Below are 15,286 nucleotides of genomic sequence, written 5' to 3' on the forward strand. Positions count from 1 at the left end.
CATCATGATCGCCATCGACCAGAACGCCCCGCGCCTGCGCCCGGGCACCGACCACGTCGAATCGTGGTTCGTCCGCGCCAACGACCCGCGCTCCCCGCGCGCGCTGTGGATCAAGGCCACCATCCTCACCGGCCGCGACGGCACCGCCCTCGCGCAGGCCTGGTGCAGCATGTTCGACGGCAAGCGCACCCGGGCCTGGTGCCGCGACATCGCTTTGCCCGCGGCGTGTTTCGAGCAGAACGCGCTCGGGCAGGAGATCGCGGTGGGCCCGCTGGCGATGAGCCTGCACGGGCGCGGCGGCGATTCGCGGGGCGCGCTGTCGGACGAGAACTCCACGGTGCGATGGGATCTGGCGTTCACCCGGTCCGCGGTGGCGGGCGCGCCGTTGTCGATGCTGCCGTCGGATCGGCTGCTGGACGCGAAGCTCCCGCGCAACAAGCTGGTGACCCCGTTCCCGGTGGCCACGATGTCCGGGTTCGTGGAGTGGGACGGCGAACGCTGGGATCTGGACGGCTGGCACGGCATGCAGGGCCACAACTGGGGCGCCGAGCACAGCCCCGAATATGCGTGGGGGCATTGCGTTTTCACCGAGACCGGCAGCGCGGAGCCGTTCGCGGTCATGGAGGGCGCTTCCGGGCGCACCCGGATCGGGGGCCGGGTGTCCCCGCTGCTGTCGATGCTGGTCGTGCGCCGGGGTGAGCGCGAGTTCCGGTTCGACCGCGTCGTCGACCTGTGGCGTCAGCGCCCGGAACTGGATTTCCCGCACTGGACCCTGCGCATGCGCGGGCGCGACGGCAGCGCCGAGGTGCGAATGAGCGCGGATCCGGCGCAGATGGTGTGCCTGGCCTATCGCAATCCCGCGCGCGCGACGAGCTACTGCCTCAATTCCAAGACCGCGGCGGTGTCGGTGCACGTCGCGCCGGTCAACGCCAACGCCTTCACCCTGCGCAGCGAACACGGTGGCGCGCTGGAATTCCTGGCGCCCGAGCCCCGTGCCGACGTGCAGCCGATCGTCTGAGTGGAGCACCCCCGATGCCTGCGACCTTCTTCGAGACCATGCGCGGCGAACTCTTCGACGCCGACGGGCACGCCCATCACGTGGCCATGGACCTGCGCTGTGAATCCGGGCGGGCGCGCGGATTCATCACCAACGGCCGCGCCCGCATCACCGGCACCATCCGCGCGGCCCCGTGGGTGGACGGTGCCGCGGTGACCGGCACCCTCATCGCGCTGCCGGTGACCAAACGGCTGATGAGCTACGAGATCGACTTCCGGGACGAGGCGGGCCGGGCGTGGCACCTGAGCGGGCGCAAGGATGTGCGCTGGGTGCGGCGCGCGCACGCGAGCCTGACCACCCTGGCCACCACGCTGTCCCGCGAGGATCGCGAGATCGCCTCGGGCACCATGCAATTCTTCGCCAACGACTATCCGAGTTTCCTGCGGTCGTTCCAGCCGTGGACCTCGCTGCGCGCGGATCTGCCCGACGGGTCGCATCCGGCGGGGATGCTGGGCGAATCCCAGCGGGCCACGCTCGGCGCGCTGGCCGGGGCGCTGATCGAACCGGGCGGGGCGGTGCCGCCGGTGGAGTCGGGGACCCTGGATCGATTCGACGAGTACGTGGGCAACATGACCCCGCTCATGCAGTCCGGGGTGCGCCTGGCCCTGCGCGGGCTCGACGCCGCGGCGCGCACCCGGCACGGGCGCGGGCTCGCGGCGCTGGACGAGTCCGCGCGCGTCGCGGTGGTGACGGCCGCGCGGGCGAACCCCGCCCTGCAGCACGCGGTCGCCGCGATCGAAACACCTTTGCGAATAGCGCATTTCAGTGACCGGCGCTATCTGGACGCGATCGGCATGCCGCGCTACGACGAGCCGGTGCTCGAGCGCAGGCCCGGGTGGATGGCCAACGTCAGCACCCCGGACGAGGTGCCGGCGGTCGATCGGATCGAGTGCGACGCGGTGGTGATCGGCACCGGGGCCGGCGGCGCGGCGGTGGCGGCGCGCCTGACCGAGCGGGGCCTGGGCGTGGTCATGGTCGAGGAGGGCCACTACGCCGGGCGCGCGGAGTTCACCGGCGAACCGCACGATCGGACCCAGAAGTATTGGCGCGACGGCGGATACAACCTCGCGGTCGGCAACTCGGTGCTGGGGGTGAGCACCGGCCGGCTGGTCGGGGGCACGACCGCGATCAACTCCGGCACCGCGTTCCGCACCCCGGACGCGGTCCTGCGCGAATGGCTCGACCTGGGTTTTCCCGCCGATTTCGCGCCCGGGGCGTTCGCCGGGCACCTCGATGAGGTGTCAGCCGAACTCGGTATCGCCTACGCCGAGCCGAAGTATCTGGGCCGGGTCGCGGAGATCATCGGGCGGGGCGCGGACGCGCTCGGGGCCGGGCACGGGCCGCTGCCGCGCAACGCCGCGGGCTGTGACGGGCGGGGCCAGTGCGTGTACGGGTGTCCCACCGACGCCAAGCGCAGCAGCAATGTCAGCTGGGTGCCGCGCGCGCTCGAGGCCGGGGCGCAGCTGTACACCGGGCTCAGCGTCACCCGGATCCTGATGGACGACCGGCGGGCAGTGGGGGTGCTGGCCGAGGGGCAGGACACGCACGGGGCGCCGCGCGCGCTGGAGATCCGGGCGCGGGCGGTGGTGGTCGCGACCGGCACACTCATGACGCCACTGCTGTTGCGCCGCAACGGTATCGACCTGCCCGCGCTGGGCCGCAACCTGTCGGTGCACCCGTCGCTGGGCGCGGTGGCGATGATGCCCGAGCCCGGGACGCCGTGGGAGGCGATACCGCAGGGTTATCACGTGCACGGGCTGGGTGATGAGCTGTGCACCTTCGAAGGGGTGTCCATTCCGCCGCAGTTCGCGGCCGGGGTGCTGCCGTTCCACGGCGCGCGCCTGACCGAGTGGATGAACCGCTGGGCGCACACCGAGCAGTTCGGGGCCATGGTCCGCGACACCGGGGTGGGCAGCGTGGGTATCGGCCCGGGCGGGCGCACCCTGATCCGCTACAGCGTGACCCCGCGCATGCTGGCCGCGCTCCAGCACGCGTGCGCGGGGCTGGCGGAGCTGTTCCTGCACGGCGGCGCGCAGGCGGTGGCCCTGCCGATCGCGGGTATGCCGCCGATCCGCACCCTCGAGCAGGCGCGGGCGGTGGCCGAGACCTCGCTCGGGGCGCGGCGATTCCGGATGATGGGCCCGCATCCGCTGGGTACCGCGCGCATGGGGGCCGACGCGCGCACGGCGGTGGTGGACTTCGAGCACCGGGTCTTCGGGACCAGCGGGCTGTACATCGCCGATGGTTCGGTGGTGCCGACCTCGCTGGGGGTCAACCCCCAGGTCACCATCATGGCCATGGCGTTGCGGGCGGCCGAGGCGATCGCGGCCGATCTGCGGTGAGCGACAATCGATTCCGGGGCTGGCGCCGATACCCCCGATCTTGGTACACCTGGGGGGAGACAACGGGGTGATCCGACTCGGTTCGCCAGACAGGGGCCCATCGTGAATTCCAGAGCCGAACTCGAGCGTGAACTGGGCGGGCCCGTGGCCGCCCTGGACGGACTCACCGAGGCCGAGACCGCGGATCTGCTCGAGATCTTCCGCCGGGCCCAGCGCACCGAGGCCGCGGACATGGTGGAGGCGGTGGACAAGACCGTGGGCGCGCTGCCGTGGCCGTTGAGCACCGCGGCCAAGAAGATCATGTTCGGGAACAAGCTCGGATGAGCGACCTGCTCACCCGGGCGCAGCTCACCCTGCTCTCGCGGACCCTGCACGTTCCGGTCGAACGGCTCGAGCATCTCGGGAAACTGGGGGCGGCGCGGCTGCACGAACTCCAGGAGAGCACCGCCCGGGTCATGTTCGACCGGCACGCCGCGGTGTTCTCGCGCCTGACGCTGCTGGTGCCGATCGTGCCGCTGAGCATCTCGATTCCGCTGGTGCAGCGGGTGGTTCCGCCGGTGATGGCCGGGCGCGCGGCCGGTGCGCTCGGGGTCGAGCACCCGCGCAAGGCCGTCGAGGCGACCACGCTGCTCGAGCCCGGCTACGCCGCGCAGGCCGCGCCGTTCATGGATCCGCACGCGGTGGGCAGGCTCGCCGAGATCGCACCGGCCGCGCCGGTGGTGGCGATCGTGAACGAGATCCTGCGCCGCGGGGACTACGTGACGGCCGGGCCGTTCCTGGCCTATGCCACACCGGAATTGATCCGCGCGGTGGAACTGGGCGTGCACGATGACGAGGGGTTGATCCGCTCTGCGTCGTACGCCTATTCCGGGGAGAGCATCTCGCTGATCGTGCGCCAACTGCTGGCCGGCACCGAGCGGCGCATTCCGCGACTGCTGGGCGCGGTGGTGCACGGCTCGCCGGAATTGCGGCTCGCGGCGCTGTCGGTGTTCGCGCGCTGCGACGCCGACGTGGCCGCGGGGATCGGGGACGCGCTGGTCGAGGTGGCCTCGGCCGCGGAGATCGAGGCCCTGTTCCGGACGTTCCTGGACGCGGGCGCGGCGCCCGAGACACTGCGGTCCGTCGGAAATTTCTGTGCGGGAGCGGCGGATTCGATCGCGGGCAACGCGGTGTTCGCCGATCCGGCGGTGTTCGAGACGCTGACCGCCGAGCTCTCGGACGGCGCCGAGGCGGGCGCGTGGCGCGGGCTGTTCACGCTGGCCGGGCGGGTGGACGGGGCGGCCCGGCGCGTGGGCGGGACGATCTCCCATTTCGCTCCGGCGACGCTGACCGGGGTGGCCGCGACGCTCACCACCGCGGGGTTGTGGCCGGAGCTGGTGCGGGTGCTGGCCGCGGCCGAACCCGACGCCCAGTCCCGGATCGGGGAGGTCTTCTCGGCCCTGCCCGGTGCCGACCGCGCGGACCTCGAGCGGAGTCTGGCCGCCGCCGGCTCGGATGAGGCGCTGACCGCGTTCACCGCCACCCTGCGCCTGCCCCGATGAGAACCACCCGGGCGGAAGTGGGGAAAGCCGAGGTCGGAAAGTGCTCCGGGCAAGCGTGATTCGGCTCGACCGGTTCATATGTGTCCGAGCGCGGAGCCGCCAGGGCGGGTTCCCTGAGCCGGGCACGCATCCTCCGGTCACGACCGGTTCGCGCGCGGTGTCCGGGGAGCGCACCGCTGTCGAGGATCGCCATGCCTGGTTCCGGATTCCACCGCATCCTGGGCCGAATGGTCGTGGTGGTCAGGCCAATTCCTCGACGACGCGTTCGAAGGCCGAGGCGCCGTTGCCCGCGGCGATCTGCTTGTCTACCAGGGCGGTCAGGGGTGCGATCAGGGTGGCGTCGACGCCGGCGTCGGTCGCCGAGCGGGTGATGGCATCGAGGGCGGACTTCTGGAAGGCCAGGTGCTGGACCTCGGCGGTGTAGTCGCCGGAGTCGATCACGCGGGCGAACTCGGGCAGGCTCTGGGTCATGGCGGTGACCCACGGGACGGCGCGGGCGGCGAAGTCGGTGGCGGTGAAACCGGCGGTGCGGGCCATCGCGGTGCCCTGGAAGAAGCCCGCGAACATCAGGTACATGCCGGCCAGCAGGGCGAAATCGAGTTGGGCGGCGGTGCCGGGGTCGGTGTCGAAGTACTCGGCGGATCCGAAGAGTTCGAGCAGGGGGCGGTGGGTGTCGAACACCGTGCGCGAACCGCTGTAGAACAGCGCCGAGGCGGGGGTGCCGATCATGGGCGGGACGGCCATGATGCCGCCGTCGAGGAAGTCGATGCCGTGGGCGGCGGCCCAGCGCGCGAGCTCGCGGGACTCCTCGGGCGAGGTGCTGGTGAGGTTGACCCACCGGCGGCCGGACAGGGTGTGCGCGATGGGGTCCAGGGTGTCGTGGATCGAGGCGTGATCGAGCAGCACGGTGATCAGCAGTCCGTCGCGCCGCACCGCCTCGGCCGGGGTGCTCGCGCCGTGCGCGCCCGCGGCCACGAGGTCGGTGTCGCGGCCGGGGGTGCGGTTCCAGACCGTGGTCGCGACACCGGCTTTCACCAGGGTCTGGGCCAGGGCCCGGCCCATCGCGCCGAGGCCCAGGACGGTGGCGGGTCCGAGCGGGGTGTTCGTCATGGCGGGAGCGCTCCTTCGCGGGTCGCCGCCGTCGGGAGCGGCGGGCTGGAATCGAGCGTGCCGGTGTGCGCGTTGGGCGACAAGTACGCACTATGTTCGGGGGATACGCACCGAAAGGTGAGTATCGAGCCAGTGAGGGTGAGCGATGGGCGAGAAGAGATACGGGCCATATTTCTGCGGGATCGACGCGGCCATGGATGTGCTGGGCGGGAAGTGGAAGTCGCTCATTCTCTGGGAGCTCGACGCGCACGGGTCGCGGCGGTTCGGGCAGTTGCGGCGCGCGCTGCCCGGGGTGTCGGAGAAGATGCTGACCCAGCATCTGCGCGAGCTCGAGCAGGACGGTGTGGTGCATCGCGAGATCTACGCCGAAGTTCCTCCGCGCGTGGAGTATTCGCTGACCGAGGAGGGCGCGGCGCTCAACGCGGCGCTGGCCCCGCTGGGTGCGTGGGGCAAGCGCCGCATCGAGCGCATCGGTGCCGAGCGGGTGCACGCGCCGGTGTGAGCCGGACACCTAGTCCGGGCGCGGGTCGGCGGGTGCGCCTACCGCGATGGCGTGGACCGCGGGCTCGGATCAGGAGTTGGCGGCGGCGTGCTGTCCGGCGACGCGGCCGAACGCCAGGGCGTCGGCGATGTGGAAGCCGCCGTCCTTGCAGCGGGAGTAGGTGGAGCTGACGTTGCCCGCGGCGTAGAGCCCGGGAATGGGGGCGCCGAAAGGGTCCAGGACGCGGGCGTTTTCGTCGCGGCGGGGTCCGCCGTTGCTCCAGCCGAGCAGGGGTGCGGAGGCGAAAGCGTAGTAGGGGGCCTGGGTCAGGGGGATCAGGGTGCGGGGGTGGCGGCCGAACTCGGGATCGTGACCCGCGGCGCAGGCGGCGTTGTAGCGCTCGACGGTGTCGGTCAGGGCCGCGGGGTCCAGGCCGATCAGGGTCGCGAGTTCGGCGAGAGTGTCCGCGCGCTGGATCCAGCCCTTGTCGATCTCGGCGGTGTTGTCCGCGCTCCAGTCGTAGCCTTCGATCTGCTGGGCCCAGCTCACCGCGAGCACGTCGCGGCCGGGGACGATCGGGCCCGCGCGGCGGGTGTTCTCGTCGAACAAGATGTGCATGGGTTCGACGGGGAACAGCTGGTAGCTGCCGTGCACGCGGGCGTGGCCGTGGCCGAGTGCGACGGTTTCGTTGCAGCAGCGGCGGCCGTCGCGGCCGAGGTAGAGGTAGCCGCGCGCGTGCGGGAACGCGGTGTAGAAGCCCGCGGTGTAGCCGGGGGCGCGCAGTCCGGGGAGGGTCATCATGTTGGACATGTGCCACAGGTCCGCGCCGGCTTTCATGGCCATGCGGTGGCCGTCGCCGGTGGCGGCGGGGGTGCCCCACACGACCGGGTCGGGCAGGCCCAGGTGGTCGCGGACCATGTCCGGGTCGGCTTCGAATCCGCCGGTGGCCAGGACGATTCCGCGTCGGGCGCGCACGCGCAGGGTGCCGTCGGCGGTGTCGGCGAGGACGCCGGTGACCGTCGCGCCGGCCACGACGAGCTCGCGGGCGGGGGTGGCGAGGCGGACCTCGATGCCGCGGGCGCGCACCGCCTCGGACAGTGCGGCCCACAGCTTTCCGCCGCCCATGACGCCCTCGACGCCGATCCAGCCGCGCATGACGTCACTGCCCTCGAGGTCGGGATACTCCGGCGGCGCGGGCACGGCCAGGCCGACCTCGATGCCCAGCGCGCGCATCCAGTCGGAGTTGCGGGCGGTCTCGGCGGCCCAACTCCGCACCACCGGTTCGGGGATCGGCAGGCCGGCGCTGAGGCTGCGCAGGTAGACCGCGGCGCGGTCGGGATCCTGATTGTCGAACCACACCGCGCCCGAGACCCGGGTGCTGCCGCCCGCGTGATCGGCCGCCATCTTCTCCAGGATCAGTACCCGCGCGCCGGCGTCGTGGGCGGCGATCGCGGCGGCGCAGCCCGCGCCACCGAATCCCACCACCACGACGTCGGTGTCGATATCCCATTGCGTCTCGGTCATGACCGCGTCGTCCTTCCGTTGGCCCCGGCTGCGAACGGAACCAGCCCGCGCCCGGACCGGATAACGTCAGTCCCGCTGACCGGGACCCGGCCGCGGGCGCGCTGTCGCTCCGGTATCCAAAAACCCTCTGGCACACTGGATATCCAGGGGAACTTCGATCGGAAGGGTCGTCGCGCCGCATGCATGTCGTACTCGTGGGACCGCCGGGCGCGGGCAAGGGCACCCAGGCCCGGGGTGTGAGCGCGGCGCTGGGCGTGCCGCACGTGTCCACCGGCGATCTGCTGCGCGCCCTGGCCGCGCAGCCCACCGAGCTGGGTCGCGAGCTGCGCGCGACCCTGGCCGGCGGCGCCCTGGTTCCGGACGCAGTCACCAACGAGATCGTGCGCGCCCGCCTGGCCGAACCCGACGCCCGCGCGGGGTCGCTGCTGGACGGCTACCCCCGCAACCGCGCCCAGGCGCGCGCCCTGGACACCGCCCTGGCCGCCCACGGTCGCGAACTGGATCGCGTCCTGGAACTACGCCTGGACGACGAGCTAGCCCTGACCCGCCTGCTCGCGCGCGGCCGCGCCGACGACACCGAGGCGGTGATCCGCCACCGCCAGCACCTGTACCGCACCCAGACCGAACCCGTTCTCGAGCATTACGCGGGCAAGGTGGTCACGATCGACGCGGACGGCACGGTCGAGGAGGTCGCCGAACGTGCCCTGCGGACCCTGCGCGAGCGGTAGACGATCCCGGGTACGTGTTCACCGATTCGCGAAGGCGAACGAAAACCCGAACGTCCTTGGCAGACCGGGTGGGGTGATTGCCCGGTGGATGCTGACGCCGCACCATGCAGGGTGCGTCGGATCCACCGGGCCGGTTGCTGTGCGAGCGGTCGTGAATCGCGCTGCGGCCCCGGGTGATCGGCCGCCTGGCCCGCGGGCGGGGACGCCGGGATCCGGGTGGGCGGAACGGTCGGTGTACACCCTGCACGGGGGAACCGGGGCCGGTGTTGTGAGAGGTCAGTACCGGCCGGCTTTTTGCGATTTTTGCGATATTCCCACCTCTATGATGGGCGGTCGATCGCGGGGCGCCCGGTCGTGTCGCCGGAGAAAAGGGGAACGCATGTCCGCCACCGACGAGGTCGGCTGCCAGGGGAGACCGACGAACCGGACCGGCCTATGACCGATCTGGTGACCGGCGCCCAGCTGGCGCTGCTCGCGCGAACCCTGCGCGTTCCGGTCGAGCGCATCGCGCACCTGGAACGACTGGGCGCGCATCGGCTGCACGAGTTGCAGCAGCGAATGTCGGGCACGCTGTTCGATCAGCACGCGCCGATGTTCGAGCGCATCAGCGCGCTGGTGCCGATCGTGCCGCTGAGCATCTCCCTGCCGATCGTGCAGCGCGTGGTGCCCCCGGCGATGACCGGGCGCGCGGCGGGCGCGGTCGGGGTGCTGCATCGCAAGAAGGCGATCGACGCGCTGCTGCGCCTGAACGTCTCCTACGCCGCGGACTGCGCGCCGTATCTGGATCCGCGCACGGTCGGCCAGCTCGCCGACGACGCCCCGCCGGGGCCGGTGATCGAGATCGTGAACGAGTTGCTGCGCCGTCGCGACTACGTGACCGCGGGCCCGTTCCTGGCCTATGCCACCCCGGAGCTGATCGACGCGGTCGAGAGCGGGGTGCACGACGACGAGGGTGTGATCCGCTCGGCGTCCTACGCCTATTCCGGGGAGAGCATCAGTGCGATTGTGCGCCAATTGCTTTCGGGTCCGGGCGGGCGGATTCCGCGACTGCTGAGCACGGTCGTCGACGGGTCCAAGGAGCTGCGGCTGGCGGCGCTGTCGGTGTTCGCGCGCTGCGCGCCGGACGTGGTCGCCGCGGTGGGGGACATTCTGTTCGAGGTCGCCCCGCCCTCGGCGATCGGTGATCTGGTCACCACCTACATCCACGCCGGGGCCACCGAGGACATGCTGCGGTTCATCGGCCAGCTGAGCCCGCAGGCGCTGACCAAACTGGCCTTCAACCCGGTGCTGGCCGAGACCGCGGAGACCCTGGTGGCCGCCGTGGACGGCACCAGCGAGCTGGGCCTGTGGCGCGGGGTCCTGGAACCGCTGGCCCGCACCCCCGCCGAGGTGCGCCGGCGCGCCGCGCGGCGCCTGGTCGAACTCGACACCCCGACCCTGATCATGCTGCCCGCCATCGCGCAGGCCGCGCGCCTGTGGGCGCCGCTGCTGTGGGTGCTCGCGGCCGCCGACGTGGATGTGCAGGCGCGGATCGCCGACCTGTGGGCCACCGCCACCCGCCTCGAGATCCCGCTGCTCGAACGGCGCATCGCCGATCAACACCTGGAGTCGCAGCTGACCACCCTCACCGCGACGCTGCGCCTGCTGCGCTGAGGCCCGCGACCCGGAACCGCTTGCGCCAGGGCTGATTCGAATCGGGTCCGGGTGCGATCACCTGGGCCGCACGGGTGTGCGCGCCGCGCCGGGAGTCCGCGGCCGCGCGCGGAGGTGGTAGGAAAGGAGACGTGTCCGAAACTGGCGAACCTCGCGCATCCCGTGCCGTCTCCGAGGTTGTCGACCTGGTCAGCACGCTGATCAGGTTCGACACCTCCAACACCGGCGAATTGGAGACCACCAAGGGCGAGCGCGAGTGCGCGCTCTGGGTGGCCGAGCAACTGGAGCAGGCCGGCTACACCACCGAGTACGTCGAATCCGGGGCGCCGGGGCGCGGCAACGTGTTCGCGCGATTGGCCGGCGCGGATTCGAGCCGGGGCGCGCTGCTGATGCACGGTCATCTGGACGTGGTGCCCGCCCAGGCCGCGGACTGGAGTGTGCACCCGTTCTCCGGCGCGATCCAGGACGGCTACGTGTGGGGCCGCGGCGCGGTCGACATGAAGGACATGTGCGGGATGATGCTGGCGGTGGCCCGCCAGTTCAAGATCGAGGGCACGGTGCCCCCGCGCGACATCGTGTTCGCGTTCCTGGCCGATGAGGAGAACGGCGGCAAGTGGGGCTCGCACTGGCTGGTGGACAATCGCCCCGACCTGTTCGAGGGGATCACCGAGGCGGTCGGTGAGGTCGGCGGTTTCTCGCTGACCGTGCCGCGCCCGGACGGTACCGAACGCCGGCTGTATCTGGTGGAGACCGCGGAGAAGGGGCTGGGCTGGATGCGCTTGCGCGCCAAGGCCCGTGCCGGGCACGGTTCGTTCCTGCACGAGGACAACGCGGTGACCATCCTGGCCCAGGCGGTCGCGCGACTGGGCACGCACACCTTCCCGCTGGTGGTCTCGGATTCGGTCGCGGAGTTCCTGGCCGCGGTGCAGCAGGAGTCCGGTATCGAGTTCGATCCGTCGAGCCCCGATATCGAGGGCCAGCTCGCCAAGCTGGGCACGATCTCGCGCATCATCGGCGCGACGCTGCGCGACACCGCGAATCCGACCATGCTCGCGGCCGGGTACAAGGCCAACGTGATTCCCCAGACCGCCGAGGCCGTGGTCGACTGCCGGGTGGTGCCGGGCCGCCAGGCCGAGTTCGAGAAGGAGGTCGACGCGCTGATCGGCCCCGATGTCGAGCGCGAGTGGATCACCAAACTCGATTCCTACGAGACCACCTTCGACGGGCATCTGGTGGACGCCATGAACGACGCCATCCTCGCCCACGACCCCAACGGCCGCACCGTGCCCTATATGCTCTCCGGCGGTACCGACGCGAAAGCGTTCGCGCGCTTGGGCATTCGCTGCTTCGGCTTCGCCCCGCTGCAGCTGCCGCCGGAACTGGATTTCACCGCGCTGTTCCACGGGGTGGATGAGCGGGTGCCGGTGGAGTCGCTCGAGTTCGGGGCGAGCGTGCTCGAACACTTCCTGCTGAACTGCTGACCCGTCGCACCCGCCGTCATCGAAAGGACCTGCCGTGCCCGATTATTCGTACAACCCCTACGCCGCGCTGCCGCAGCTGCCGGAGTTCACCGTGACCTCCGCCGACATCACCGAGGGGCAGGCGCTGCACCTGGATCAGGTCAGCGCGCTGGGCGGGGCCGGGGGCAAGGACATCTCCCCGCAGCTGAGCTGGTCCGGATTCCCGGCCGAGACCAAGAGTTTCGCGGTCACCGTGTTCGATCCCGACGCCCCGACCGCCTCGGGTTTCTGGCACTGGGTGGTGGCCAACATCCCGGCGACCACCACGAGCCTCGAGACCGGACAGGGCAGTAAGGGCGGTGTGCTGCCCGCGGGCGCGGTCACCCTGGGCAACGACGCGGGCCTGACCGAGTACACCGGGGCGTTCCCGCCCGCCGGGCACGGCGCGCACCGCTATTTCGTGGTCGTGCACGCGGTCGGGGTGGAGCGGCTCGAGGTCGACGAGAACGCCTCCCCGGCGTACCTGGGGTTCAATCTGTTCATGAACGCGATCGGGCGCGCGACGCTGATCGGCACGCACGAGCAGCTCTGAGCAGACCCCGGACATGGCTGTGGCCCTGGAGTCGACGCTCCAGGGCCACAGCGGTTCACCCGACGATCAGGGGTCCCGGATCAGGACAGGTTGATCACGTTGTCCGGGGCGGGGGTGGTGTAGAGCGCGGCGATCTCGGCCGCGTACTTGGTGGTGATGGGGTTGCGCTTGAGCTTGAGGGTGGGGGTGAGCTCGTCACCGCCGGGATCCCAGCCCGCGTCCAGCACCACGAAGCGCTTGATCTGCTCCACGCGCGAGAGTTTGGCGTTGGCGGCGGTGACCGCGGCCTTGATCTCCTCGATGATCTCCGGGTGCTGCGAGAGCGCCTTCAGATCGGCGTCGGGGGTGCCCAGGGCCTTGGCGCGCACGACCGCGGTGTCGGGGTCCAGGACCACCAGCGCGGCGATGTAGGGCTTGGCGTCGCCGATGGCCACGATCTGCCCGATCAGCGAGGACTGCGCCTTGACGCTGTTCTCGATGTTGGTGGGAGACAGGTTCTTTCCCGCCTCGCTGATGATCAGTTCCTTCTTGCGGTCGACGATGGAGATGTAGCCGTCGCCGTCGATGGTGGCCACGTCGCCGGTGTGCAGCCAGCCGTCGGAATCGATCGCCTCGGCGGTCTTGTCGGGCATCTTGCGGTAGCCGTGGGTGACGATGTCGCCCTTGATCAGCAGTTCGCCGTCCTCGCCCAGGCGGACCTCCACCCCTTCCATGGGGATGCCGACGGTGCCGGGCTTGGGCTTGTTGAGCGGGGTGTAGGTGCCCACGCCCGAGGTCTCGGACATGCCCCACACCTCGGTGACGGTGAAGCCGAGGCCGAGCATGTACTCGAGGGTCTCGGGCGGGATGGCCGCGGCGCCGGAGGCGGCGACCTTGAGTTCGTCGAAGCCCAGGGCGTGGCGCAGCTTGCCGAGCACGAGGGCGTCGGCGAGCTTGTGCTGGACGTTGAGCAGCGGGCCGCGCCCGGTGCCGGCGAGGTCCGCGCGCGCGGCCTGCACACCGACGCCGATGGCCCAGTTGGCCAGGGACTTCTTGACCGGGCTGGGCTCGGTGGCGAGTTTGGCGTCGATGCCGGCCTTGATCTTCTGCCACACGCGCGGCACACCGAAGAACGCGGTGGGGCGGGCGTCGGGCAGGGCGGCGGCGATCTCGCGCGGGTCGGGCACGGTGGTCATCTGCACGCCGGTGAACAGGTTGGCGCAGTGGCCCGAAATGCGGTCCGCCACATGGGCGGCGGGCAGGTAGGACACCGAGCGGTCGTCCAGGCCCACGGTGAGCGGGCCGGTGACCAGTCCGGCGATCTGGGCGACCACGTTGCGGTGGGTCAGCTCCACGCCCTTGGACGGGCCGGTGGTGCCCGAGGTGTAGATCAGGGTGGCGATGTCGTCGGCCTTGACGGCCTTCCAGGCGGCGTCGAAGTCGAAGTCGGCGGCGGGCGCGGCTTCCACCTCGGCCAGGGTGACGGTGCCCGCGGCGCTGCCCTCGACCAGGACGATGTGCTCGAGTTCGACCCCGGCGCCGCGGACCGCGTCCAGGAACGCGGGTTCGGTGATGACGACCTTGTTCCCGGCGTTGGTGAACAGGTGCGCGATCTGCTCGGCGGAGGAGGTGTTGTAGATCGAGAACGGGGTGGCGCCCAGGTGCAGGGCGGCGGTGTCGACCAGGTTGAACTCGGGCCGGTTGGTGAGCATGATCCCGACGGTGTCACCGTGCGATACGCCCAGTCCGGCAAGTCCGGCCGCGATGGTGCGTACGTGTTCCCCGTACTGCGCCCACGTGATCTCCGTGGTGCCGCCCACCGTCCGCAGTGCCACCTGTTCGGGGCGCAGGGTGAGCGTTTCCTGGAACGCCTCCGGAATCGTGAAGACCGTTTTGCCCGATTTGTGCGGATAACCGATGTCTGTCGTCATAGCCCTTTTCCGATTGCCTCTCGCTTCACCCGCCACACGCGCACCCCATCCGACCTGCGCGAACTCCGGCGTTTCGATGAACGAGAAGTACCTCACGCGATGGCGCGACGCCCTGTGTGTGGCGCGGCTCACTCATCGTAGCCAGAAAATCGCAGCTGTGTCTCGCGCTACAGCACCCTGGCCAAAAATCGGGCATATCGGACACACTCTCGGGCTGTGCGCGCCGCCCAGCCCGAGGCGCCCGCCGGGGGACGGTGCCCACCGAGCCGGTGCTTAGATTCCATGTATCGGCGCGCCCGCTCGCTGCGCGGGGCCGTCCACAGCGGAATCTCGCGCACTCCGAGTCCGGCCTCGCGCAGCGCGTGGGCCTTGGCGGGATTGTTGGTCAGCAGGCGCACCGAGCGCAGTCCCAGGCCCGAGAGCGCCTCGGCCGCATGTTCATAGGAGCGCGAATCGATGGGATGGCCGAGCATCTTGTAGCTGGTGAAGGTGTCCACCCCGATCTGGGCGCCCAGGCGCAGTCCCATCGCCTTGACGATCAGCCCCGAACCACGCCCTTCCTGCTCGAGGTAGATCAGCACTCCCGAGCCTTCGCCCTGGATCATGTCCATCGCCAGATCCAATTCGGGCCCGCAATCACAGTCGTCGGATTGCAGCGCGTCCCCGTACAGGCACCGCGAGTGGATGCGTACCAGGCAATCGTCGATCGCGTCGTGCGTCCCGAACTCGATGAGATGTCCCACGACAGGCTGCCCGCGCCCTGCCCGCAACTCGATTACCCGTCGCACCCGGAACTCACCGCCCTTGCCGGGACAGTGAATGCGCGGTCGAGTGACGCTCTTTCACGGGCCTTCCAGCTGCTGCGTGGTTCTGGCCATTATGACCGAT

The 15,286-nt window shown here is 70.8% G+C and carries 13 protein-coding genes; 9 read left to right on the top strand and 4 right to left on the bottom strand.

Annotation, left to right across the window (positions count from 1 at the left end):
- Window positions 1–4: 4 nt before the first annotated feature.
- From ACWIGI_RS38405 to ACWIGI_RS38420, 4 genes are all read left to right on the top strand, one after another.
- Entirely contained in the window at window positions 5–1,018 is a 1,014-nt protein-coding gene (locus ACWIGI_RS38405; protein WP_454208535.1) for a hypothetical protein, read from the top strand.
- 14 nt (window positions 1,019–1,032) lie between these two features.
- On the top strand, window positions 1,033–3,399 hold the full coding sequence (locus ACWIGI_RS38410) for a GMC family oxidoreductase N-terminal domain-containing protein (RefSeq protein WP_454208536.1): 2,367 nt from the start codon (window positions 1,033–1,035) through the stop codon (window positions 3,397–3,399).
- Between the two features lie 102 nt (window positions 3,400–3,501).
- Window positions 3,502–3,723 carry a hypothetical protein gene (locus ACWIGI_RS38415; RefSeq protein ID WP_454208537.1) on the top strand — a complete coding sequence of 74 codons (222 nt, stop codon included), beginning with the start codon at window positions 3,502–3,504 and terminating at the stop codon, window positions 3,721–3,723.
- On the top strand, window positions 3,720–4,940 hold the full coding sequence (locus ACWIGI_RS38420) for a hypothetical protein (RefSeq protein WP_454208538.1): 1,221 nt from the start codon (window positions 3,720–3,722) through the stop codon (window positions 4,938–4,940). The genes ACWIGI_RS38415 and ACWIGI_RS38420 overlap by 4 nt, the downstream gene beginning before the upstream one ends.
- A gap of 240 nt (window positions 4,941–5,180) precedes the next feature.
- On the opposite strand, the gene ACWIGI_RS38425 is transcribed toward ACWIGI_RS38420, so the two are convergent.
- Window positions 5,181–6,050: an NAD(P)-dependent oxidoreductase gene (locus ACWIGI_RS38425; protein ID WP_454208539.1), complete on the bottom strand. Its 870-nt coding sequence runs from the start codon at window positions 6,048–6,050 to the stop codon at window positions 5,181–5,183.
- Window positions 6,051–6,195: 145 nt separating this feature from the next.
- On the opposite strand from ACWIGI_RS38425, the gene ACWIGI_RS38430 reads away from it, so the two are divergent.
- Window positions 6,196–6,552: a winged helix-turn-helix transcriptional regulator gene (locus ACWIGI_RS38430; protein WP_454208540.1), complete on the top strand. Its 357-nt coding sequence runs from the start codon at window positions 6,196–6,198 to the stop codon at window positions 6,550–6,552.
- Between the two features lie 69 nt (window positions 6,553–6,621).
- Here ACWIGI_RS38430 and ACWIGI_RS38435 read toward each other — a convergent pair whose 3' ends face one another.
- Complete coding sequence (locus ACWIGI_RS38435; protein WP_454208541.1) at window positions 6,622–8,055, bottom strand: FAD-dependent oxidoreductase; 1,434 nt, start codon at window positions 8,053–8,055, stop codon at window positions 6,622–6,624.
- 179 nt (window positions 8,056–8,234) lie between these two features.
- On the opposite strand from ACWIGI_RS38435, the gene ACWIGI_RS38440 reads away from it, so the two are divergent.
- The 4 genes from ACWIGI_RS38440 to ACWIGI_RS38455 all read left to right on the top strand — a co-directional run bounded on the left by ACWIGI_RS38440 (window position 8,235) and on the right by ACWIGI_RS38455 (window position 12,488).
- Window positions 8,235–8,783, top strand: a complete 549-nt coding sequence (locus tag ACWIGI_RS38440; protein ID WP_454208542.1) for an adenylate kinase — start codon at window positions 8,235–8,237, stop codon at window positions 8,781–8,783.
- Window positions 8,784–9,218: 435 nt separating this feature from the next.
- A complete protein-coding gene (locus ACWIGI_RS38445; RefSeq protein WP_454208543.1) occupies window positions 9,219–10,436 on the top strand; it encodes a hypothetical protein in 1,218 nt (405 codons plus the stop codon).
- A gap of 131 nt (window positions 10,437–10,567) precedes the next feature.
- A complete protein-coding gene (locus ACWIGI_RS38450) occupies window positions 10,568–11,917 on the top strand; it encodes a M20/M25/M40 family metallo-hydrolase (protein WP_454208544.1) in 1,350 nt (449 codons plus the stop codon).
- Window positions 11,918–11,951: 34 nt separating this feature from the next.
- Window positions 11,952–12,488, top strand: coding sequence for a YbhB/YbcL family Raf kinase inhibitor-like protein (locus ACWIGI_RS38455; RefSeq protein ID WP_454208545.1), 537 nt, complete (start codon window positions 11,952–11,954; stop codon window positions 12,486–12,488).
- Window positions 12,489–12,568: 80 nt separating this feature from the next.
- On the opposite strand, the gene ACWIGI_RS38460 is transcribed toward ACWIGI_RS38455, so the two are convergent.
- Together ACWIGI_RS38460 and ACWIGI_RS38465 are read right to left on the bottom strand one after the other, a co-directional pair.
- Complete coding sequence (locus ACWIGI_RS38460; RefSeq protein WP_454208546.1) at window positions 12,569–14,398, bottom strand: AMP-dependent synthetase/ligase; 1,830 nt, start codon at window positions 14,396–14,398, stop codon at window positions 12,569–12,571.
- A 167-nt stretch (window positions 14,399–14,565) separates the two neighbouring features.
- Window positions 14,566–15,141, bottom strand: a complete 576-nt coding sequence (locus ACWIGI_RS38465; RefSeq protein WP_454208547.1) for a GTP cyclohydrolase — start codon at window positions 15,139–15,141, stop codon at window positions 14,566–14,568.
- Window positions 15,142–15,286: the final 145 nt, after the last annotated feature.

This window comes from Nocardia sp. NPDC055321, assembly GCF_053645575.1.

Bases quoted from the DNA above. Each gene is read 5' to 3' on its own strand.
- ACWIGI_RS38405 (WP_454208535.1), top strand. From the start codon at position 5: ATGATCGCCATCGACCAGAACGCCCCGCGCCTGCGCCCGGGCACCGAC.
- ACWIGI_RS38410 (WP_454208536.1), top strand. From the start codon at position 1,033: ATGCCTGCGACCTTCTTCGAGACCATGCGCGGCGAACTCTTCGACGCC.
- ACWIGI_RS38420 (WP_454208538.1), top strand. From the start codon at position 3,720: ATGAGCGACCTGCTCACCCGGGCGCAGCTCACCCTGCTCTCGCGGACC.
- ACWIGI_RS38425 (WP_454208539.1), bottom strand. From the start codon at position 6,050: ATGACGAACACCCCGCTCGGACCCGCCACCGTCCTGGGCCTCGGCGCG.
- ACWIGI_RS38430 (WP_454208540.1), top strand. From the start codon at position 6,196: ATGGGCGAGAAGAGATACGGGCCATATTTCTGCGGGATCGACGCGGCC.
- ACWIGI_RS38435 (WP_454208541.1), bottom strand. From the start codon at position 8,055: ATGACCGAGACGCAATGGGATATCGACACCGACGTCGTGGTGGTGGGA.
- ACWIGI_RS38440 (WP_454208542.1), top strand. From the start codon at position 8,235: ATGCATGTCGTACTCGTGGGACCGCCGGGCGCGGGCAAGGGCACCCAG.
- ACWIGI_RS38445 (WP_454208543.1), top strand. From the start codon at position 9,219: ATGACCGATCTGGTGACCGGCGCCCAGCTGGCGCTGCTCGCGCGAACC.
- ACWIGI_RS38460 (WP_454208546.1), bottom strand. From the start codon at position 14,398: ATGACGACAGACATCGGTTATCCGCACAAATCGGGCAAAACGGTCTTC.